The 16,684-nt window shown below is 59.3% G+C and carries 12 protein-coding genes; 7 read left to right on the top strand and 5 right to left on the bottom strand.

Annotation, left to right across the window (positions count from 1 at the left end):
- Positions 1-150 precede the first annotated feature (150 nt).
- Positions 151-1,776, bottom strand: a complete 1,626-nt coding sequence (locus tag AB4P91_RS03115; protein ID WP_395604298.1) for a methyl-accepting chemotaxis protein — start codon at positions 1,774-1,776, stop codon at positions 151-153.
- Positions 1,777-2,052: 276 nt separating this feature from the next.
- On the opposite strand from AB4P91_RS03115, the gene AB4P91_RS03110 reads away from it, so the two are divergent.
- Entirely contained in the window at positions 2,053-2,283 is a 231-nt protein-coding gene (locus AB4P91_RS03110; RefSeq protein ID WP_042557307.1) for a hypothetical protein, read from the top strand.
- Complete coding sequence (locus tag AB4P91_RS03105) at positions 2,280-2,582, top strand: cell division protein ZapA (RefSeq protein ID WP_150593973.1); 303 nt, start codon at positions 2,280-2,282, stop codon at positions 2,580-2,582. Before AB4P91_RS03110 ends, AB4P91_RS03105 begins: the two co-directional genes overlap by 4 nt.
- A 75-nt stretch (positions 2,583-2,657) precedes the next feature.
- Here the strand turns inward: AB4P91_RS03105 and AB4P91_RS03100 are convergent, their stop codons facing one another.
- From AB4P91_RS03100 to putA, 3 genes are all read right to left on the bottom strand, one after another.
- On the bottom strand, positions 2,658-2,981 hold the full coding sequence (locus AB4P91_RS03100; protein ID WP_150593974.1) for a hypothetical protein: 324 nt from the start codon (positions 2,979-2,981) through the stop codon (positions 2,658-2,660).
- Between the two features lie 125 nt (positions 2,982-3,106).
- Entirely contained in the window at positions 3,107-4,909 is a 1,803-nt protein-coding gene (locus tag AB4P91_RS03095) for an acyl-CoA dehydrogenase (protein ID WP_150593975.1), read from the bottom strand.
- Positions 4,910-5,165: 256 nt separating this feature from the next.
- Positions 5,166-9,119, bottom strand: coding sequence for a trifunctional transcriptional regulator/proline dehydrogenase/L-glutamate gamma-semialdehyde dehydrogenase (gene putA, locus AB4P91_RS03090; protein ID WP_395604297.1), 3,954 nt, complete (start codon positions 9,117-9,119; stop codon positions 5,166-5,168).
- 457 nt (positions 9,120-9,576) lie between these two features.
- On the opposite strand from putA, the gene putP reads away from it, so the two are divergent.
- The 5 genes from putP to AB4P91_RS03065 all read left to right on the top strand — a co-directional run bounded on the left by putP (position 9,577) and on the right by AB4P91_RS03065 (position 15,894).
- On the top strand, positions 9,577-11,061 hold the full coding sequence (gene putP, locus AB4P91_RS03085) for a sodium/proline symporter PutP (protein WP_150593977.1): 1,485 nt from the start codon (positions 9,577-9,579) through the stop codon (positions 11,059-11,061).
- A 352-nt stretch (positions 11,062-11,413) separates the two neighbouring features.
- A complete protein-coding gene (locus tag AB4P91_RS03080) occupies positions 11,414-13,429 on the top strand; it encodes a type VI secretion system tip protein VgrG (protein ID WP_395604296.1) in 2,016 nt (671 codons plus the stop codon).
- Positions 13,419-14,126, top strand: coding sequence for a DUF4123 domain-containing protein (locus tag AB4P91_RS03075; protein ID WP_395604295.1), 708 nt, complete (start codon positions 13,419-13,421; stop codon positions 14,124-14,126). The genes AB4P91_RS03080 and AB4P91_RS03075 overlap by 11 nt, the downstream gene beginning before the upstream one ends.
- A gap of 333 nt (positions 14,127-14,459) precedes the next feature.
- Positions 14,460-14,777, top strand: a complete 318-nt coding sequence (locus tag AB4P91_RS03070; RefSeq protein WP_150596030.1) for a hypothetical protein — start codon at positions 14,460-14,462, stop codon at positions 14,775-14,777.
- Between the two features lie 277 nt (positions 14,778-15,054).
- The gene (locus tag AB4P91_RS03065) at positions 15,055-15,894 is read left to right on the top strand and encodes a 23S rRNA (adenine(2030)-N(6))-methyltransferase RlmJ (RefSeq protein ID WP_150593982.1); all 840 of its coding nucleotides are present in this window, start codon (positions 15,055-15,057) and stop codon (positions 15,892-15,894) included.
- A gap of 124 nt (positions 15,895-16,018) precedes the next feature.
- On the opposite strand, the gene msrA is transcribed toward AB4P91_RS03065, so the two are convergent.
- On the bottom strand, positions 16,019-16,684 hold the full coding sequence (gene msrA / locus AB4P91_RS03060) for a peptide-methionine (S)-S-oxide reductase MsrA (protein WP_150593983.1): 666 nt from the start codon (positions 16,682-16,684) through the stop codon (positions 16,019-16,021).

Below are 16,684 nucleotides of genomic sequence, written 5' to 3'. Positions count from 1 at the left end.
GAGGGGGCTGAGCGCGGAGTTCTCGCGAGGTACACCAACCTGAGATGTTGAGTCGAACTCAGGTTTTGAAAAGCACGATGATCTGCTCCCTCTCCCTCGGGGAGAGGGCTGGGGTGAGGGGGCTTTTGATCTTGATCTTGGTTTACAGAATCAAAGGCTGAACCGCCCAACCATATTGTTCAGATCCAGCGCCAGCCGCGACAACTCGTTACTCGCCGCACTGGTCTGATTCGCCCCGGTCGCCGATTGCACCGACAGATCGCGGATGTTCACCAGATTTCGGTCGACTTCCCGCGCCACCTGCGCCTGCTCTTCAGCAGCGCTGGCGATTACCAGGTTGCGTTCGTTGATCTCGACGATGGCGGTGTTGATGGTGTCCAGCGACATCCCGGCACCGCGGGCAATATTCAGCGTCGACTCAGCACGCTCAGTGCTGTTGCGCATCGAATCCACGGCGTGTTCGGTGCCGCTTTGAATGCTGCCGATCATGCGCTCGATTTCGCTGGTCGACTGCTGTGTGCGATGGGCCAAGGCACGCACTTCGTCCGCCACCACCGCAAAACCACGACCGGCCTCACCGGCACGGGCGGCTTCAATCGCGGCGTTCAGCGCCAGCAGGTTGGTCTGATCCGCCAGGCCACGAATCACGTCCAGCACCTTGCCGATGTCACGGGATTCATTGGCCAGCTCGCCGATCAGGCTCGCCGTGCTCTGCACGTCGGCGCTCATGCGTTCGATGGCGCTGACCGTCTCCTGCACCAGGTCACGACCGTCGCCTGCCGAAGTGGTGGCGTTCTTCGAAGCTTCCGAGGTGCTGACCGCGTTGCGGGCGACTTCTTCGACCGCGCTGGTCATCTCGTTGACCGCTGTAGCCGCCTGTTCGATTTCGTTGTTCTGCTGAGTCAGACCGCGAGCGCTTTCGTCGGTGACGCTGTTCAGTTCTTCAGCGGCCGAGGCAAGTTGCGTGGCCGAGCCGGAAATCCGCTGCAGGGTGTCACGCAGCTTCGATTGCATCTTGGCCATTGCCGCCAGCAGGCGTCCGGCTTCGTCGCTGCCGTCGACGTGGATCGGCTGCGTGAGGTTGCCTTCGGCGATGGTCTCTGCCGCTTCCAGGGCTTTGGAGATTGGCTTGGTGATGCTGTTGGTCAGCAACCAGGCGAACAGCAAAGTCAGGCCGCTGGCGATGATCAGCAGAGTGACCACCAGGTTGAACGACATGGCGTACTGGTCAGACGCACCCTTATCCGTTTCGGCGATTTGCTGGGTGTTGATTTCCAGCAAGCGCGCCAACGCAGCATTCACCGCTTCCGAATTGCTCAGCAAGTCGCTGTTGAGCATCTGCCGCAGTTCATCGATCTGGTTGTTGCGCGACAGGGTTTTCATCCTGTCTTCCATCTGGCGGTACTGCGCGAGCAATTGCACGTACTGGTCGTAAGCCGAGCGTTCCTGTGGGCCGTCGATCAACGGTTCATAGGCGCGTTGTGCGTCGGCGATCTGCTTGTTGCGCAGCTCGAAGAGCTCGAAGGTTTTTTGCTGGACGTCCGGTTCGCGGTTGATCAGCAAGCGATACGACAGCACTCGAAGGCGTAGCGTCAGTTGAGTGAATTCATCGAGGGCCTTGATGGAAGGCACGCTGGCGGTGGCGATGTCTTCGCCTGCCGCGCGGATTTTGCTCATCTGGTTCAGGGCGAACACACCGAGAATCAACATCAGGCCGCCGATCAGGGCGAAACCGGTGAACGCCCGGGGGGCGATATTCATATTGCGGAGGGACATGGGCGGGTACCGAGAAGGGCCGCATCCATGCGGGCTGAGACTGCTATTGCATGACTTATCGGTCGGGCAAATGAACTCTTTAGTTCGTGTGCGTATTTGTCGCACCCCGCATTGAGCGACGAAGTGCAGGAACCAGATCGGCAGATCACAGTCTTTTAAACTCGCGAGAACGGTCGGCCGTCAGGCAAATCAAGGCTTTGCGCCGGTTTAAACCTAGCGTCCACGACGACTTTTCTTTATCGTACGCGCCCTTTGAAAAACGCTTGGAAGATCAAAATGTTGGAAGCATCCCTCAGCCAGTTGGAACAGCTCGTCAGCGACCTGGTGCAACAGAACCAGACCCTTTCGCAAACCAACCAGACCCTGTCCACGGAACTGGCCCAGGCCAAGGATGAAAACGAAAGCCTGCAACTGAACCTGATGGAACAGGAAGAAAAACACGGCGCCACCGCCGCGCGCATTCAGGCTCTGGTTGATCGCGTCAACGCAGGTCCTGTCAGCGCATGAACCACCACTCAGCAGGGGTAAAAGTCGTCTCCATTCTTGGGGAGGACTATTCGATCAAGGCACCGGCCGGGGAAGAACAGACCCTGCTGGACGCAGCACTCATGCTCAAGGCCGCGCTGGACGACACCAAAAGGAAATACCCGACGCTGATCGGCGACCGCCTGCTGGTGCTGGCGGCGATGAATCTGTGCTCGCAGCAGATCGAAATGAAGAAACAGCACCAGCAAGAACTCGACCGTTACCAAGAGCAAGTCAGCGCCACGGTCGACACCATCGCCAAGACCATCAATCAGGGCTAATGAGGCCTTTGGCCAATGCCGCCTCGAAAGAGCGCTCTTGTTCAGAGCGCTCAAGCCCGCTCAGCGTGCCAGCGTTCAAATCTGCAATTCGCAGAAATATTCGCCGCCAGATTCGTAGATCACCTTAGCTTTTACAGTGCGCTTCGTTCCGTTGAAGTCGAAGGTATCGTCCTTTTGAGCGGCCCACAGCATCTGGTCATGGCTGACGGGTTGTTGCGACGTCAGGGTTTCACCCGATAAGGTCACTTCAACCTTGTAATCCCAATCACTTGCAGCAAAGTGTTTTGCGCTGACCACTTTAGCTGTGCTGCCTCGAAGCAGCTTCTCGCCGATATTTATGTGTAGCAGCATGTGGTCGAGGGGCTCGGCTCTTGCGGCTTTCAATTGTCTCTCGGTCATACCCGCCTCCGTTGTGTGCTGTAACTTCGAAGAGACGAAGGTATACCTGCAGTGTTGCAACGTAACCTGTCAGGTTTTACAGGTGTACAAACGGCGCGCGTTATGGGCGTGCCGAGGGTCAGCCTTTAAAACCACTCATCCTGCATCGCCAGGCAGGTATCATCCCGCGCCTCCAGCAACGCCAACTCGTGGTGACAACCCGGCACTTCCCACGTCAGGAAATACCGCGCCGCCTGCAACTTGCCCTTATAGAAGTCGGTATCCGCCGCATTGCCCTTGACCAAGCCTTCCTCGGCGCGAATAGCCTGCTCCAGCCAGCGCCAGCCAATCACCGTGTGGCCAAACACTTTCAGATACAGCGCCGAATTCGCCAGGCTGCTGTTGACCTTGCCCTGAGCAAGATCGGTCAGCAAACCGATGGTCACCACTTGCAGGCGCGCCACCAGTTTTTCCAACGGCTCACGCAGTGCGGTTAACGATTCGTACGCAACAGCGCGTTCAGCGGTGTCGGCGATCAGCCGCACCAGTTGCTTCAAGCCTGCCCCACCGTTCTGCGCCAGTTTGCGCCCGAGCAAGTCCAGCGACTGAATGCCGTGGGTGCCTTCGTGAATCGGATTCAAACGGTTGTCGCGGTAATACTGCTCAACCGGGTATTCGCGGGTGTAGCCGTGGCCGCCGAGAATCTGGATCGCCAGTTCATTCGCCTTGAGGCAGAACTCCGACGGCCAGGATTTGACGATGGGTGTCAGTAAATCCAGCAGTTCATGGGCGTGCTTGCGCTCGGCTTCGGTTTCCAGTGTTGTGGTGTCATCGAACAACCTCGCCGCATACAGCCCGAGGTCAAAGGCACCTTCGACGTAGGACTTTTGCGTCAGCAGCATGCGTCTGACGTCGGCGTGCTGAATGATCGCCACGGGCGCAGTGGTTGGGTCCTTGCTGTCCGGCACCCGGCCTTGCGGACGTTCGCGAGCGTACTCCAGCGAATACAGGTAACCGGCGTAACCGAGCATCACCGCGCCCATGCCAACGCCGATTCGCGCCTCGTTCATCATCTGGAACATGTAGCTCAGACCGCGATGCGCTTCACCGACCAGATAGCCGACACATTCACCGTTATCGCCGAAGTTCAGCGCGGTAGACGTCGTGCCACGCCAGCCCATCTTGTGGAATAGCCCGGCCAGCAGCACATCGTTACGTTGGCCCAGGGTGCCGTCATCGTTGACCAGAAACTTCGGCACGATGAACAGCGAGATACCTTTTACCCCCGGCGGCGCGTCTGGCAGCTTGGCCAGCACCATGTGCACGATGTTTTCCGAAAGCGGATGATCACCGCCGGAAATAAAGATCTTGTTGCCCTTGAGGCGATAGGTGCCGTCGGCCGCAGGCTCGGCGCGGGTGCGAATATCCGACAGGGAAGAGCCCGCGTGCGGCTCGGTCAGGGCCATGGTGCCGAAGAAACGGCCATCGATCATCGGTTGCAGGAAGCGCTGCTTCTGTTCATCTGTGCCGAAGCTTTCGATCAGGTTGGCCGCGCCCATGGTCAGGAACGGGTACGAAGTCGAAGCCGCATTGGCCGACTGGAAATGCGCGAAGCAGGCTTGCGACAGCAGGGTAGGAAGTTGCATGCCGCCGGCGTCGAAACTTCTCGCAGCGTTGAGGAATCCGGCTTCGAGGAAAGCGTCCACCGCCGGTTTCACCTCGGGAATCAGAATCGCCTGACCGTTCTCGTAGCGCGGCTCGTTCTCGTCACCCTTGCGGTTGTGCGGCGCGAAGTATTTCTCGGCAATGTTGCGGGCCGTGCCAATGGCGGCATCGAACGTCTCGCGGTTGTGCTCGGCAAAGCGCTCACGCCGGGTCAGGCCCTCGGCATCAAGAACTTCATACAGCTCGAAAGCCAGATTGCGGGAACTGAGCAGCGTCTCGGACATGGCGGCCTACCTGAAATTGGGTTGGGCCGAGTCTAGGCGTGCGGATAAAGGCTGAACAGGATGATTGATAAGCGTGATGTTGGAGCCGCGCGCCGACTTAACAAACACCCCAAAACACTGTGGGAGCTGGCTTGCCAGCGATGGCGGCAGATCAGTCAACATTAATGGTGACTGACACATCGCTATCGCTGGCAAGCCAGCTCCCACAGGGATTGTTGCCATGCCGGGCACCTATGCAGGTGCCCGTTTTTCGGTACTAACCGATCGTCATCAAACTCGCATTGCCACCCGCCGCAGCGGTGTTAACGCTCAACGCGCGTTCAATCACCAGACGCTCCAGCGCAATGTTGGTCTCGCCCTGGGACAAGCCCTGAACTCCAACGATCGCGCCGGCACGCTTGGCAATCTGCTGGCAAACGCCGCGCAACTGGTCCGAATGGCCGTGGTGCAGAACGGCATCGAATACCACGTCGTCCTTGTTCCAGTCGGCTACCAGTTTGATCCGCGCCTGAATTTCCTTCGGCAGACGTGCGAACAATGCCTTGCTGATGTCGGACTCTGGCCATACCGCCGAACCGCCTACAGCCAGTACCGCGGCCAGTTGGGTCAGTAGATCGCCTTCAACGTCCGCCAGGCACAACACGTGTTCACGCGGCAGGATCGCGTAGCTGTTCTTCTCACCGGTCGGGCCGGCCAGCACGCGGGTAATGCCGCTTTGCGATTGCGCGGCGTACTGAACGCACAGGGTGCTCAGGTCAGCGAACTTGTTGCTGTCAGCCCAGGCTTTCAGGGCGGTCAACGGCTTGCTCATGGCGTCACGCAGGCGAACGTCCGGGGCTACGGCAGCATCAACGCGAGCGAAGGATTGTTCGATAGCATCGGTCGGACGCGTCGACAGCAAGCGATACAGGTACAGCGGGCCACCGGCTTTCGGGCCAGTACCCGACAAGCCTTCGCCGCCGAACGGCTGCACGCCGACCACGGCACCGACGATGTTGCGGTTGACGTAGACGTTACCGGCGTTGACGTTGTCGATCACCTTGGCGATGGTCTCGTCGATACGGGTGTGCACGCCGAGGGTCAGGCCATAACCGGAAGCGTTGATCTGGCCGATCAACTGGTCGATCTCTTTGCGCTTGTAGCGAACCACGTGCAGCACCGGGCCGAAGATCTCGCGTTGCAGTTCGTCGAAGCTTTCCAGCTCGATCAGGGTCGGCATGACGAAGGTGCCGCGTTTGACTTCTTCGGTGTCAGCGATAGCCACCTGGTACACGTTGCGACCTTTGTCGCGCATGCCCTGGATGTGCTTGTCGATGCCGGCCTTGGCTTCAGCGTCGATCACCGGGCCAATGTCCACGGACAGACGCTCAGGGTTGCCGAGACGGGATTCCGCCATGGCGCCTTTAAGCATTTCGATGACGCGATCAGCGGAATCTTCCTGCAAGCACAGTACGCGCAGGGCCGAGCAACGCTGGCCAGCGCTGTCGAACGCCGAGGACACTACGTCGATCACGACTTGTTCAGTCAGAGCAGACGAGTCGACGATCATGGCGTTCTGGCCGCCGGTTTCGGCGATCAGCGGAATCGGACGACCCTGGTTGTCGAGGCGACCGGCGATGTTGCGTTGCAGCAGACGCGCGACTTCGGTGGAGCCTGTGAACATCACGCCTTTGACGCGATCATCACCAACCAGGCCAGCGCCGACGGTTTCACCGCGACCCGGCAACAGTTGCAGCACGCCTTCCGGAATCCCGGCTTCGAGCATCAGGCGCACAGCCTGAGCCGCCACCAGCGGGGTTTGTTCGGCCGGTTTGGCCAATACCGGGTTACCGGCAGCCAGAGCGGCGGCGACTTGACCGCTGAAGATCGCCAACGGGAAGTTCCACGGGCTGATACACACCACTGGGCCCAGTGGGCGGTGGGCGTCATTGCTGAAGTCGTTGCGTGCCTGCACCGCGTAATAACGCAGGAAGTCGACCGCTTCGCGGACTTCGGCGATGGCGTTGGCGAACGTCTTGCCGGCTTCGCGAGCCAGCAGGCCCATCAGCGGCTGGATCTCGCCTTCCATCAAATCAGCGGCACGTTCCAGAATCGCGGCACGTTCAGCGGGCGGGGTGGCCTGCCAGATCGGCGCAGCGTTCAGGGCGCATTGAATAGCGTTGTCGACGTCTTCAACTGTAGCTTCCTGCACGTGGCCGACCACATCACGGTGATCCGCAGGGTTCAGCACGGGCGCAGGCGTTTCGGTGCTGGAAGCGCAACCGAGCATCGGCGCGGCTTTCCAGTCGTTGTGTGCGGTAGCAAGCAACGCGCAGGACAACGACGCCAAACGGTGTTCGTTGGCCATGTCGATGCCGCTGGAGTTGGCGCGCTCGGCACCATAAAGGTCACGCGGCAGCGGGATACGCGGATGCGGCAGGCCGAAGCCACCTTCCACGGTCGCCATCTGCTCGATCTGGGCAACCGGATCGGCCACCAGCTCCTGAATCGAAATCGACTGGTCGGCGATGCGGTTGACGAACGAGGTGTTCGCACCGTTTTCCAGCAGACGACGCACGAGGTACGCCAGCAGGGTTTCGTGAGTGCCAACCGGTGCGTACACGCGGCACGGACGGTTCAGTTTGCCTTCGGAAACTTTGCCTACAACCTGCTCGTAGAGCGGTTCGCCCATGCCGTGCAGGCACTGGAATTCGTACTGGCCGGGGTAATAGTTCTGACCGGCAATATGGTAAATGGCCGACAGGGTGTGGGCATTGTGCGTGGCGAACTGCGGGTAGATGACTTCCGGCACCGACAGCAGTTTGCGTGCACAAGCGATGTAGGAAACGTCGGTGTACACCTTGCGGGTGTAGACCGGGTAGCCTTCCAGGCCTTCGACCTGGGCGCGCTTGATTTCGCTGTCCCAGTACGCGCCTTTCACCAGGCGGATCATCAGGCGATGACGGCTGCGGCGAGCCAGGTCAATCACGTAGTCGATCACATACGGGCAGCGCTTCTGGTAAGCCTGGATGACGAAACCGATGCCGTTCCAGCCAGTCAATTGCGGTTCGAAGCACAGGCGCTCGAGCAGATCCAGCGACAGTTCGAGACGGTCAGCTTCTTCAGCGTCGATGTTCAGGCCGATGTCGTATTGCTTGGCCAGCAAGGTCAGCGACAGCAGGCGCGGATACAGCTCTTCCATCACACGCTCGTACTGCGCACGGCTATAACGCGGGTGCAGTGCCGACAGCTTGATCGAGATGCCCGGGCCTTCATAAATCCCACGACCGTGAGAGGCTTTGCCGATCGAGTGGATCGCTTGTTCGTACGACGCCAGGTACTTTTGCGCGTCGTGTTCGGTCAGCGCTGCTTCACCGAGCATGTCATAGGAATAGCGGAAGCCCTTGGCTTCAAACTTGCTCGCGTTGGCCAGTGCTTCGGCGATGGTTTCGCCAGTCACGAACTGCTCGCCCATCAGGCGCATGGCCATGTCGACGCCCTTGCGGATCATCGGCTCGCCGCTCTTGCCGATGATGCGGCTCAAGGAAGAAGTCAGGCCGGCTTCGTTGTGCGTCGACACCAGTTTGCCGGTCAGCAGCAGACCCCAGGTAGCGGCGTTGACGAACAGCGACGGGCTGTTGCCCAGGTGCGGGTGCCAGTTGCCGGTGCTGATCTTGTCGCGGATCAGCGCATCGCGAGTGCCCTTGTCCGGGATACGCAGCAGCGCTTCGGCCAGGCACATCAGCGCCACGCCTTCCTGGGACGACAGGGAAAATTCCTGCAACAGACCTTGAACAATGCCTGCACGACCGCCGGCACTTTTCTGGTTGCGCAGTTTTTCTGCGATGGACGCAGCGAGTTTGTTGGTGGCTTCGGCCATTGCGACCGGCAGGCGAGCCTGCTCGATCAGCATCGGTACCACTTCCGGCTCAGGGCGACGGTAAGCGGCAGTGATGGAGGCGCGCAGCACCGATTGCGGCAGAATGCTTTCAGCGAATTCAAGGAAGCACTGGTGGGCGTGATCGTTGTGGACTTCGCCCGAGTCGTCGGCGTCCTTGGCGGTCAAACCGTTCAGCTCGGTCAGGGTTGCACCACCCTCGAGTTTTTCCAGGTAATTGAAAATTGCCTGCTTGATCAGCCAGTGCGGTGTGCGATCAATCGAGGTTGCGGCGGCCTTCAGGCGCTCGCGGGTCGGGTCATCAAGTTTGACCCCAAGGGTGGTGGTAGCCATATTTTTATCCTCATGGTTGCCACAGTTGCGTGGCATCAGCTGGCCGCAAGATTAGCCGTGCACCGAAAGAGGTGCAACCGGGTGCAACCCTTTTTTTGTCGGAATTATAGGCAGCTCGTCAGGAAATAATTTCTGGTACGAAAGTGCTGCTCCTGTTTGGTGCTTTTGCTTCTAGCAAAAGGCCATAACTGTTACAAAAGGGAGCAAAAACGGGGTCTTCTTCGATAAATCCGACTAGGTGCAACTTATTCTGGCGAAACTGGTTGCACCTTATTTGATTTGTTGCATAGCATTCGCGCCCAAGGTGCAACCGGAATACCCGATGCACCCGGCTGATGGCTTTCCTGGGGAAACATCAGTCCTAAATGCGCGGGATCCCGGATCGTCTGCCAAACGTCGTCGTTTGCGAGCGGTTCACCACCGCCGCTACATAAAAACAAAGCCAGGGCGTAACTCAATGAGCGTAAGTAATCCAACCCTGATCACATTCGTGATCTACATCGCAGCAATGGTGCTGATCGGTCTCATGGCCTATCGCTCCACCAACAACCTTTCTGACTACATTCTGGGCGGCCGTAGCCTGGGCAGCGTCGTGACCGCACTGTCTGCCGGTGCCTCCGACATGAGTGGCTGGTTGTTGATGGGCCTGCCGGGCGCCATCTATATGTCTGGTCTTTCCGAAAGCTGGATCGCCATTGGCCTGATCATCGGTGCCTACCTGAACTGGCTGTTCGTTGCCGGCCGTCTGCGTGTGCAGACCGAGCACAACGGCGATGCACTGACCCTGCCGGACTACTTCTCCAGCCGTTTCGAAGACAAAAGCGGCCTGCTGCGGATTATCTCGGCCGTTGTGATTCTGGTGTTCTTCACCATTTACTGCGCTTCGGGCATCGTCGCTGGCGCCCGTCTGTTCGAAAGCACTTTCGGCATGACCTACGAGACGGCGCTGTGGGCCGGTGCTGCGGCAACGATTGCCTACACCTTCGTCGGTGGTTTCCTCGCGGTGAGCTGGACTGACACCGTCCAAGCCACGCTGATGATCTTCGCGCTGATCCTGACGCCGATCATCGTGCTGCTGGCCACCGGCGGCGTCGATACCACCTTCCTGGCGATCGAAGCACAAGATCCAAGCAACTTCGACATGCTCAAAGGCACGTCCTTCATCGGCATCATCTCGCTGCTGGGCTGGGGTCTGGGCTACTTCGGCCAGCCACACATCCTTGCGCGTTTCATGGCCGCTGATTCGGTCAAATCGATTGCCAAGGCGCGTCGCATTTCCATGGCCTGGATGATCCTGTGCCTGGGCGGCACCGTCGCTGTGGGCTTCTTCGGTATTGCTTACTTCTCGGCGCACCCGGAAGTAGCGGGTCCTGTGACCGAGAACAACGAACGCGTGTTCATCGAACTGGCCAAACTGCTGTTCAACCCATGGGTTGCCGGTGTGCTGCTGTCGGCCATTCTGGCTGCCGTCATGAGCACCCTGAGCTGCCAATTGCTGGTGTGCTCGAGCGCCCTGACCGAAGACTTCTACAAGGCGTTCATTCGCAAGACCGCTTCGCAGAAAGAGCTGGTCTGGGTCGGTCGCGCCATGGTGTTGCTGGTTGCACTGGTCGCCATCGCACTGGCCGCTAACCCGAAAAACCAGGTGCTGGGTCTGGTCAGCTATGCCTGGGCCGGTTTCGGTGCAGCATTCGGTCCAGTTGTGTTGATCTCGGTAGTCTGGAAAGGCATGACCCGTGACGGCGCACTGGCCGGTATTCTGGTCGGCGCGATCACCGTGGTCGCCTGGAAGCAGCTGGACGTGATGGGTCTGTACGAAATCATCCCGGGCTTCATCCTCGCCAGCCTGGTCATCTACATCGTCAGCAAGCTCGGTACGCCGACGGCTGGCATGGTGCAGCGTTTCGAAGCAGCTGAAAAAGATTACAACCTGAACAAGTGATTGTTCTGAGCTGAGGCTCACTAAAAACGGCTCGTCTCCCATAAAGAGGCGGGCCGTTTTTTTGTGCCAGTGATTTCTATAGAACACTGGAACACCCTGTGGGAGCTGGCTTGCCAGCGATGGCGGCTTGTCAGTCACTGCATCTGTTAAATGTGCTGGCCACTTCGCTGGCAAGCCAGCTCCCACGGGGTTCGGTGCAGGGTTCGAGGGATCTGTCTGTAGTTGGATGCGGCAATTTGAGTAGGGCATTTAGACAGTCAAAGTAGGGCAAATCTGATTTTTCCGTCACCCACCCAGCCTCCCTTGCCTCTCATGCAGAATCGCCCGCCCTTCATTTGCAGAGAGACATCGGATGTTCGCGCCTGCCAATCAACCGCGTTTCACGTTGACCCTCGAAGGCGCCTCGCACGACCTCAAAGTCCTTGAGTTCACGGGCACGGAAGCCATCAGCCAACCCTTTCGTTTCGAGCTGGAACTGGTCAGTGAGCGGCCGGACCTGGAGCTCGAAAGCCTGCTGCACGGTCAGGCGTTTCTGAGCTTTGATGCGGATGGTGCCGGTATTCACGGTCAGATCTATCAGGTCGGACAGGGCGATTCCGGGAAACGTCTTACTCGTTATCACCTGAGCCTTGTCCCGCGTCTGACGTACCTCGGGCACCGCATCAATCAGCGGATATTTCAGCACCAGAGCGTGCCGCAGATCGTTGCGCAGGTGCTCAAGGACCACGCGATCCTGCGCGACGCCTTCGAATTTCGCCTCGGCAGCGAATACCCGGTGCGCGAATATTGCGTGCAATACGCAGAGAGTGATCTCGCGTTTATCCAGCGCCTGTGCGCCGAAGTCGGCATTCACTACCATTTTCAACACAGTCCCGAAGGCCATCTCTTGGTGTTCGGCGACGATCAAACGGTGTTCCCGCGCCTGGCCGAGCCGACCCTTTATTTGCCGGGCACTGGCATGGCAGGCGGGGCGCCGGCGATTCAGCGCTTCAATGTTCGCGTGCAAACCCGTACCAGTGTGGTCACCCGGCGCGACTACAATTTCGAGAAGCCGCGCTTGCAACTGCAGAGTCGCATCGACGGCGAACAGAACCCTGTGCTTGAGGATTACCGCTTTCCCGGCCAATTCAACGACCGTGAAACCGGCAAGCACCTCGCCCAGCGTGCACTTGAGCGCCATATCGCCGATTACCGTCAAGCCGAAGGCATCAGCGATGAATCCGCACTGGCTTGTGGACATTTCCTGCAACTGACCGGGCATCCGCGTCAGGTATGGAATGATCTGTGGTTGCTCACCGCCATCGAACACCGTGGTCGGCAGCCGCAAGTGCTGGAGGAATCGGTGACCAGCGATGGGGAAGAATTCCGTGGTTACCGTAATACCTTTCTCGCGACGCCGTGGGACGTGTTCTTTCGTCCAGCCTTGGGGCCGGAAAAGCCACGGATGCTCGGCTATCAACCGGCCGTCGTCACCGGGCCGCAGGACAGCGAAATCCATTGCGACGAATACGGTCGGGTCAAGGTGCAACTGGCCTGGGATCGCGACGGCGAGTTCAACGAACACGCCAGTTGCTGGCTGCGAGTTGCCACTGGCTGGGCTCACGATCGTTATGGCAGCGTGTTGATTCCAAGGGTCGGCATGGAAGTGCTGGTCGGTTTCATCGATGCCGACGCGGATAAACCGCTGGTGATGGGGTGTCTGCCAAACGCAGCGACCCCGGTGCCACTGGATCTGCCAGCGGACAAGACCCGCAGCATCTTTCGCAGCCAGAGCAGCCCCGGCGGCGGTGGCTACAACGAACTGCGCATTGAAGACAAAAAAGGCGCCGAGGAAATTTACCTGCGCGCCCAGCGCAACTGGACTCAGCATGTGTTGAATGATCAACAAGTGCAGGTCGACAACCAGCGCAGCATCATCGTCACCGGCATCGCCAGGCATGAGCTGAAGGCTGACGAACAACGCATCACCCACGGCCAGCGCCAGACTGAAGTGAGGCAGGACGATCATCTGACCGTCGTTGGCGATCGGCATATCCGCGTGAGGAATCAGGCGACCAGCGCCAGTGCGCAATTCCACGTCAGCGCCGGCCAGCAAGTGGTGATTAATGGCGGCGCCAGCGCGACGATTCAGGCGGGCGGGCAGTGGATCAACATCGGCCCCGGCGGAATTTTCAGCAGCGTGCCGATTGTGGTGGGTGGTGCGCCGATGGCGGCGATGAATGCGGCGCCGAGTGTGCCGGGGCTGCCGGAAAATTTGGTGGCGGCCCCGGCAGCGATGCTGACGGCCGCGCAGATCATGAGTTTCAAAGGTGACGCGCCATTCTGCGAAGAGTGTGAGCGCTGCAAGGAAGGTGTTTGTGCAGCCTGAATGTCTTGACCCGCACGCATGGCTGGCGCGTGAGCCGCTGAAAACGTCGGAGCAGTTGTTCGCGATCTTCAGCAATGCCAGCGCTGCCAAGCCGCCGATGCAGTTGGCGCCGAGCCCGGCTTGGGCGGACACGATCTACGCCGAGTGGGATGCGGTGATGCCCTTCGTGGGAATTGTCGCGGCGGACAGTGAGTTTCTGGATTGGGTGGCGACAACCGAGTCCCGCGACTGGGGGTGGTTGGCGGTTTCTTCGGCGAGTCTTGAGGTGGTGGTCGAGCATTTTCGCAGCCTGACGCAAGTGTTGATGCCGGACGGGAAGGCTGTGTTTTTCCGCTTCTGGGATGGACGGTTCTTGTTGCCGATCCTGCAGTCTGAAGAAGTGGAATCGGCGCAGTTGTTGCCGGTGGTCGCGCGCGGACTCATCAATGGTCAGCCTGTTGATATCGGGGGCAGGGCGCAGGTTTCGGGGCGGGTGTTTCCTTGGTGGACGGTGCCTGACTCGGTATTGGCTGTGAGTGGTGATGAGGTTCAGGTCAGCAATGCTGTGCAATGGCTGAGCGAGGAACATCCGGCGTTGTACGAGGCATTTCCCGAGGCTGTTCTGCGCTGCAAGGTCAGGCAGTTTTTCCGGGTTGCAGTGTCGGAAGAATCGTCGCAATCGGCGTTATTGGAGTTTTTGCTGGCAGAGTCGGTGTGAGATTTCTGGGCGAAGGCCTCGGACGTTTCCTTCGAGTTGCGGCGGTTTTCATGAACTGGTGGGCGTTGGGTTGCAGGGGTAGGCTTTTCGTTGTCACTGCGAGAGTGGTGACAGGGTGTAGGAACCCTCGCTTTCATGGAGTCGCAGTCGGTTGGATTTTTGCGGCACTTGATTCAAGTCCGTAAGATCGTTCGCGGCGGCTGTGCGCGGGACACGCTTCGGCGTGACCGAGGTCCATGATTGCTCGGTTCCTACTCTTGCGCACAGCTGCCACCCAAACCTGTAGGAAGGTGCGTTTGGCTGCTCACGTTCATCAATCATGGAGCTAACAAAATGACGACTTTGCATCCCGATCCACCCTACGAAAAAATCATCCCCCATCCTGACAACCGCTTCATGGCCCTGACCGGCAATTGCAGCGATATGCCCACCCTGTTCATCGACACCCACGTCCCCCTGGACATCCTCCTGGACGCCGCCAACCATCGCCTGCGCGCCGTGATCCAGGTCCTGGAAAACATGTGCATGCGCGGCTCGGTCGAATGCGACTCCGTCATCCTCAGCGACTTCGCCCAGCTCTGCGTGATTCCGCTGCGCGACGGCTGTGATGTGCTGGATGTCATCGGCAAGCGGTTGCGTGCGATGCCATAAAAGCAAGAGCCCCTAACCCTCTCCCAGAGGGAGAGGGGACTGACCGAGTTGTATGGGTGATGTACGCCGACTTGCGACTCCTGCGGCGATCTACGATTGGCCAAGCCTGAGATCACGTTGATCTTTCAGGTCGATGTAACTCGCAAGATCACCACCGTCAGTCCCCTCTCCCTCCGTGAGAGGGTTAGGGTGAGGGAAGGCTTTTGCCCGCTCGGCCGCCACCCCCTGACTTGCCGCCCGGTAAAAGGTAAACTTCGCGGCCTTCGCAGGAGCAATCATGAATTATCGTCACGCCTTCCATGCCGGCAATCACGCCGATGTGTTCAAACACCTGACCTTGACCCGCCTCATCGCCCTGATGTCGCGCAAGGAGCAGCCGTTTGCCTATCTCGACAGCCACGCCGGCATTGGTCTGTATGACTTGCAGGGCGATCAGGCCAACCGTACCGGCGAGTACCTGGAAGGCATTGCGCGCTTGTGGGATCAACCGGACCTGCCGGCGCTGACCGCCGACTACATGAAAGTGCTGCACGAGATGAACCCGGATGGCCAGTTGCGCTACTACCCGGGTTCGCCGGAGCTGGCGCGGCGTCTGACCCGGCCGCAGGATCGGGTAATGCTCAACGAGAAGCACCCTGAAGACGGCGTGCTGCTCAAAGACAACATGGCCGGCGATCGCCGGGTGAAAGTGCATCTGGGTGAGGGCTGGCATGTTGCGCGGGCGATGTTGCCGGTGCAGGAGAAGCGCGCGGTGATGTTGATTGATCCGCCGTTCGAACAGCTCGATGAAATGCAACGTTGCGCGGCGTCGATGAAAGAGGCCATTGGCCGGATGCGTCAAACCGTGGCGGCGATCTGGTACCCGGTGAAAGATCAGCGTGCCTTGCGCCGTTTCTACCAGGACCTGGCCGGTACTGGCGCGCCGAAATTGTTGCGCGTGGAGTTGCTGGTGCATCCATTGGATACGCCGAACAGCCTGAACGGCTCGGGGATGGCGATTGCCAATCCGCCGTGGGGGCTGGAGGAAGAATTGCGTGAGCTGCTGCCGTGGTTGTCCAAAAAACTGGGCCAGACCCAGGGCGGGTGGCAGATGGATTGGCTGATTGCCGAGAGCTGATCTGTAAGTTCAGTGGCGTTTGATCGGACGCCATCGCGGGCAAGCCCGCTCCCACAGGGTCATGCGCCATTTTGATATCGGCGCTAAACCTGTGGGAGCGGGCTTGCCCGCGATGCTTTTGGGGTTAGTTGCCTGCCAGACTCGGTGGCATGCACACGCCGGTGCCGCCAATCCCGCAGTAGCCTTCCGGGTTTTTCGCCAGGTACTGCTGGTGATACGTCTCGGCAAAGTACACGGTCGGTGCCTGTTCGATCTCGGTGCTGATTTCACCCAGGCCCGCTTTCGACAGTTCAGCCTGATAGGTCGCCTTGCTCTCCAGCGCGGCATCCAGTTGCTCTGGCGAGGTCGCGTAGATCACCGAGCGGTACTGCGTGCCGATGTCGTTGCCCTGACGCATGCCCTGAGTCGGGTTGTGCAGTTCCCAGAACATCGCCAGCAGTTCCTCGTAGCTGACTTGCGCCTTGTCATACACCACCAGCACCACTTCGGCATGGCCGGTCAGGCCTGAGCAGACTTCTTCGTAAGTGGGGTTCGGCGTGAAGCCACCGGCATAACCCACCACCGTGCTGACCACGCCTTCGCGCTGCCAGAAGCGACGTTCGGCGCCCCAGAAGCAGCCCAGACCGAAGATTGCGAAATCGACGTCCTGGAAAAACGGGCCGAGCAGCGGGGTTTCTTCGAAGACAAAGTGCTTTTCAGGCAGGGTCATCGCGGTTTCGCGGCCGGGCAGAGCTTGTTCTTTAGTCGGGAGCACGTTTTTGTTCACCAGAATTTCCGAGCGCAGAACCAT

The organism is Pseudomonas sp. B21128 (genome assembly GCF_044218865.1).
GTDB classification, from domain to species: Bacteria; Pseudomonadota; Gammaproteobacteria; order Pseudomonadales; family Pseudomonadaceae; genus Aquipseudomonas; species Aquipseudomonas iridis.
Note: the sequence above shows the minus strand (reverse complement) of the source record. Positions and strands in the feature narration are given on the sequence as shown.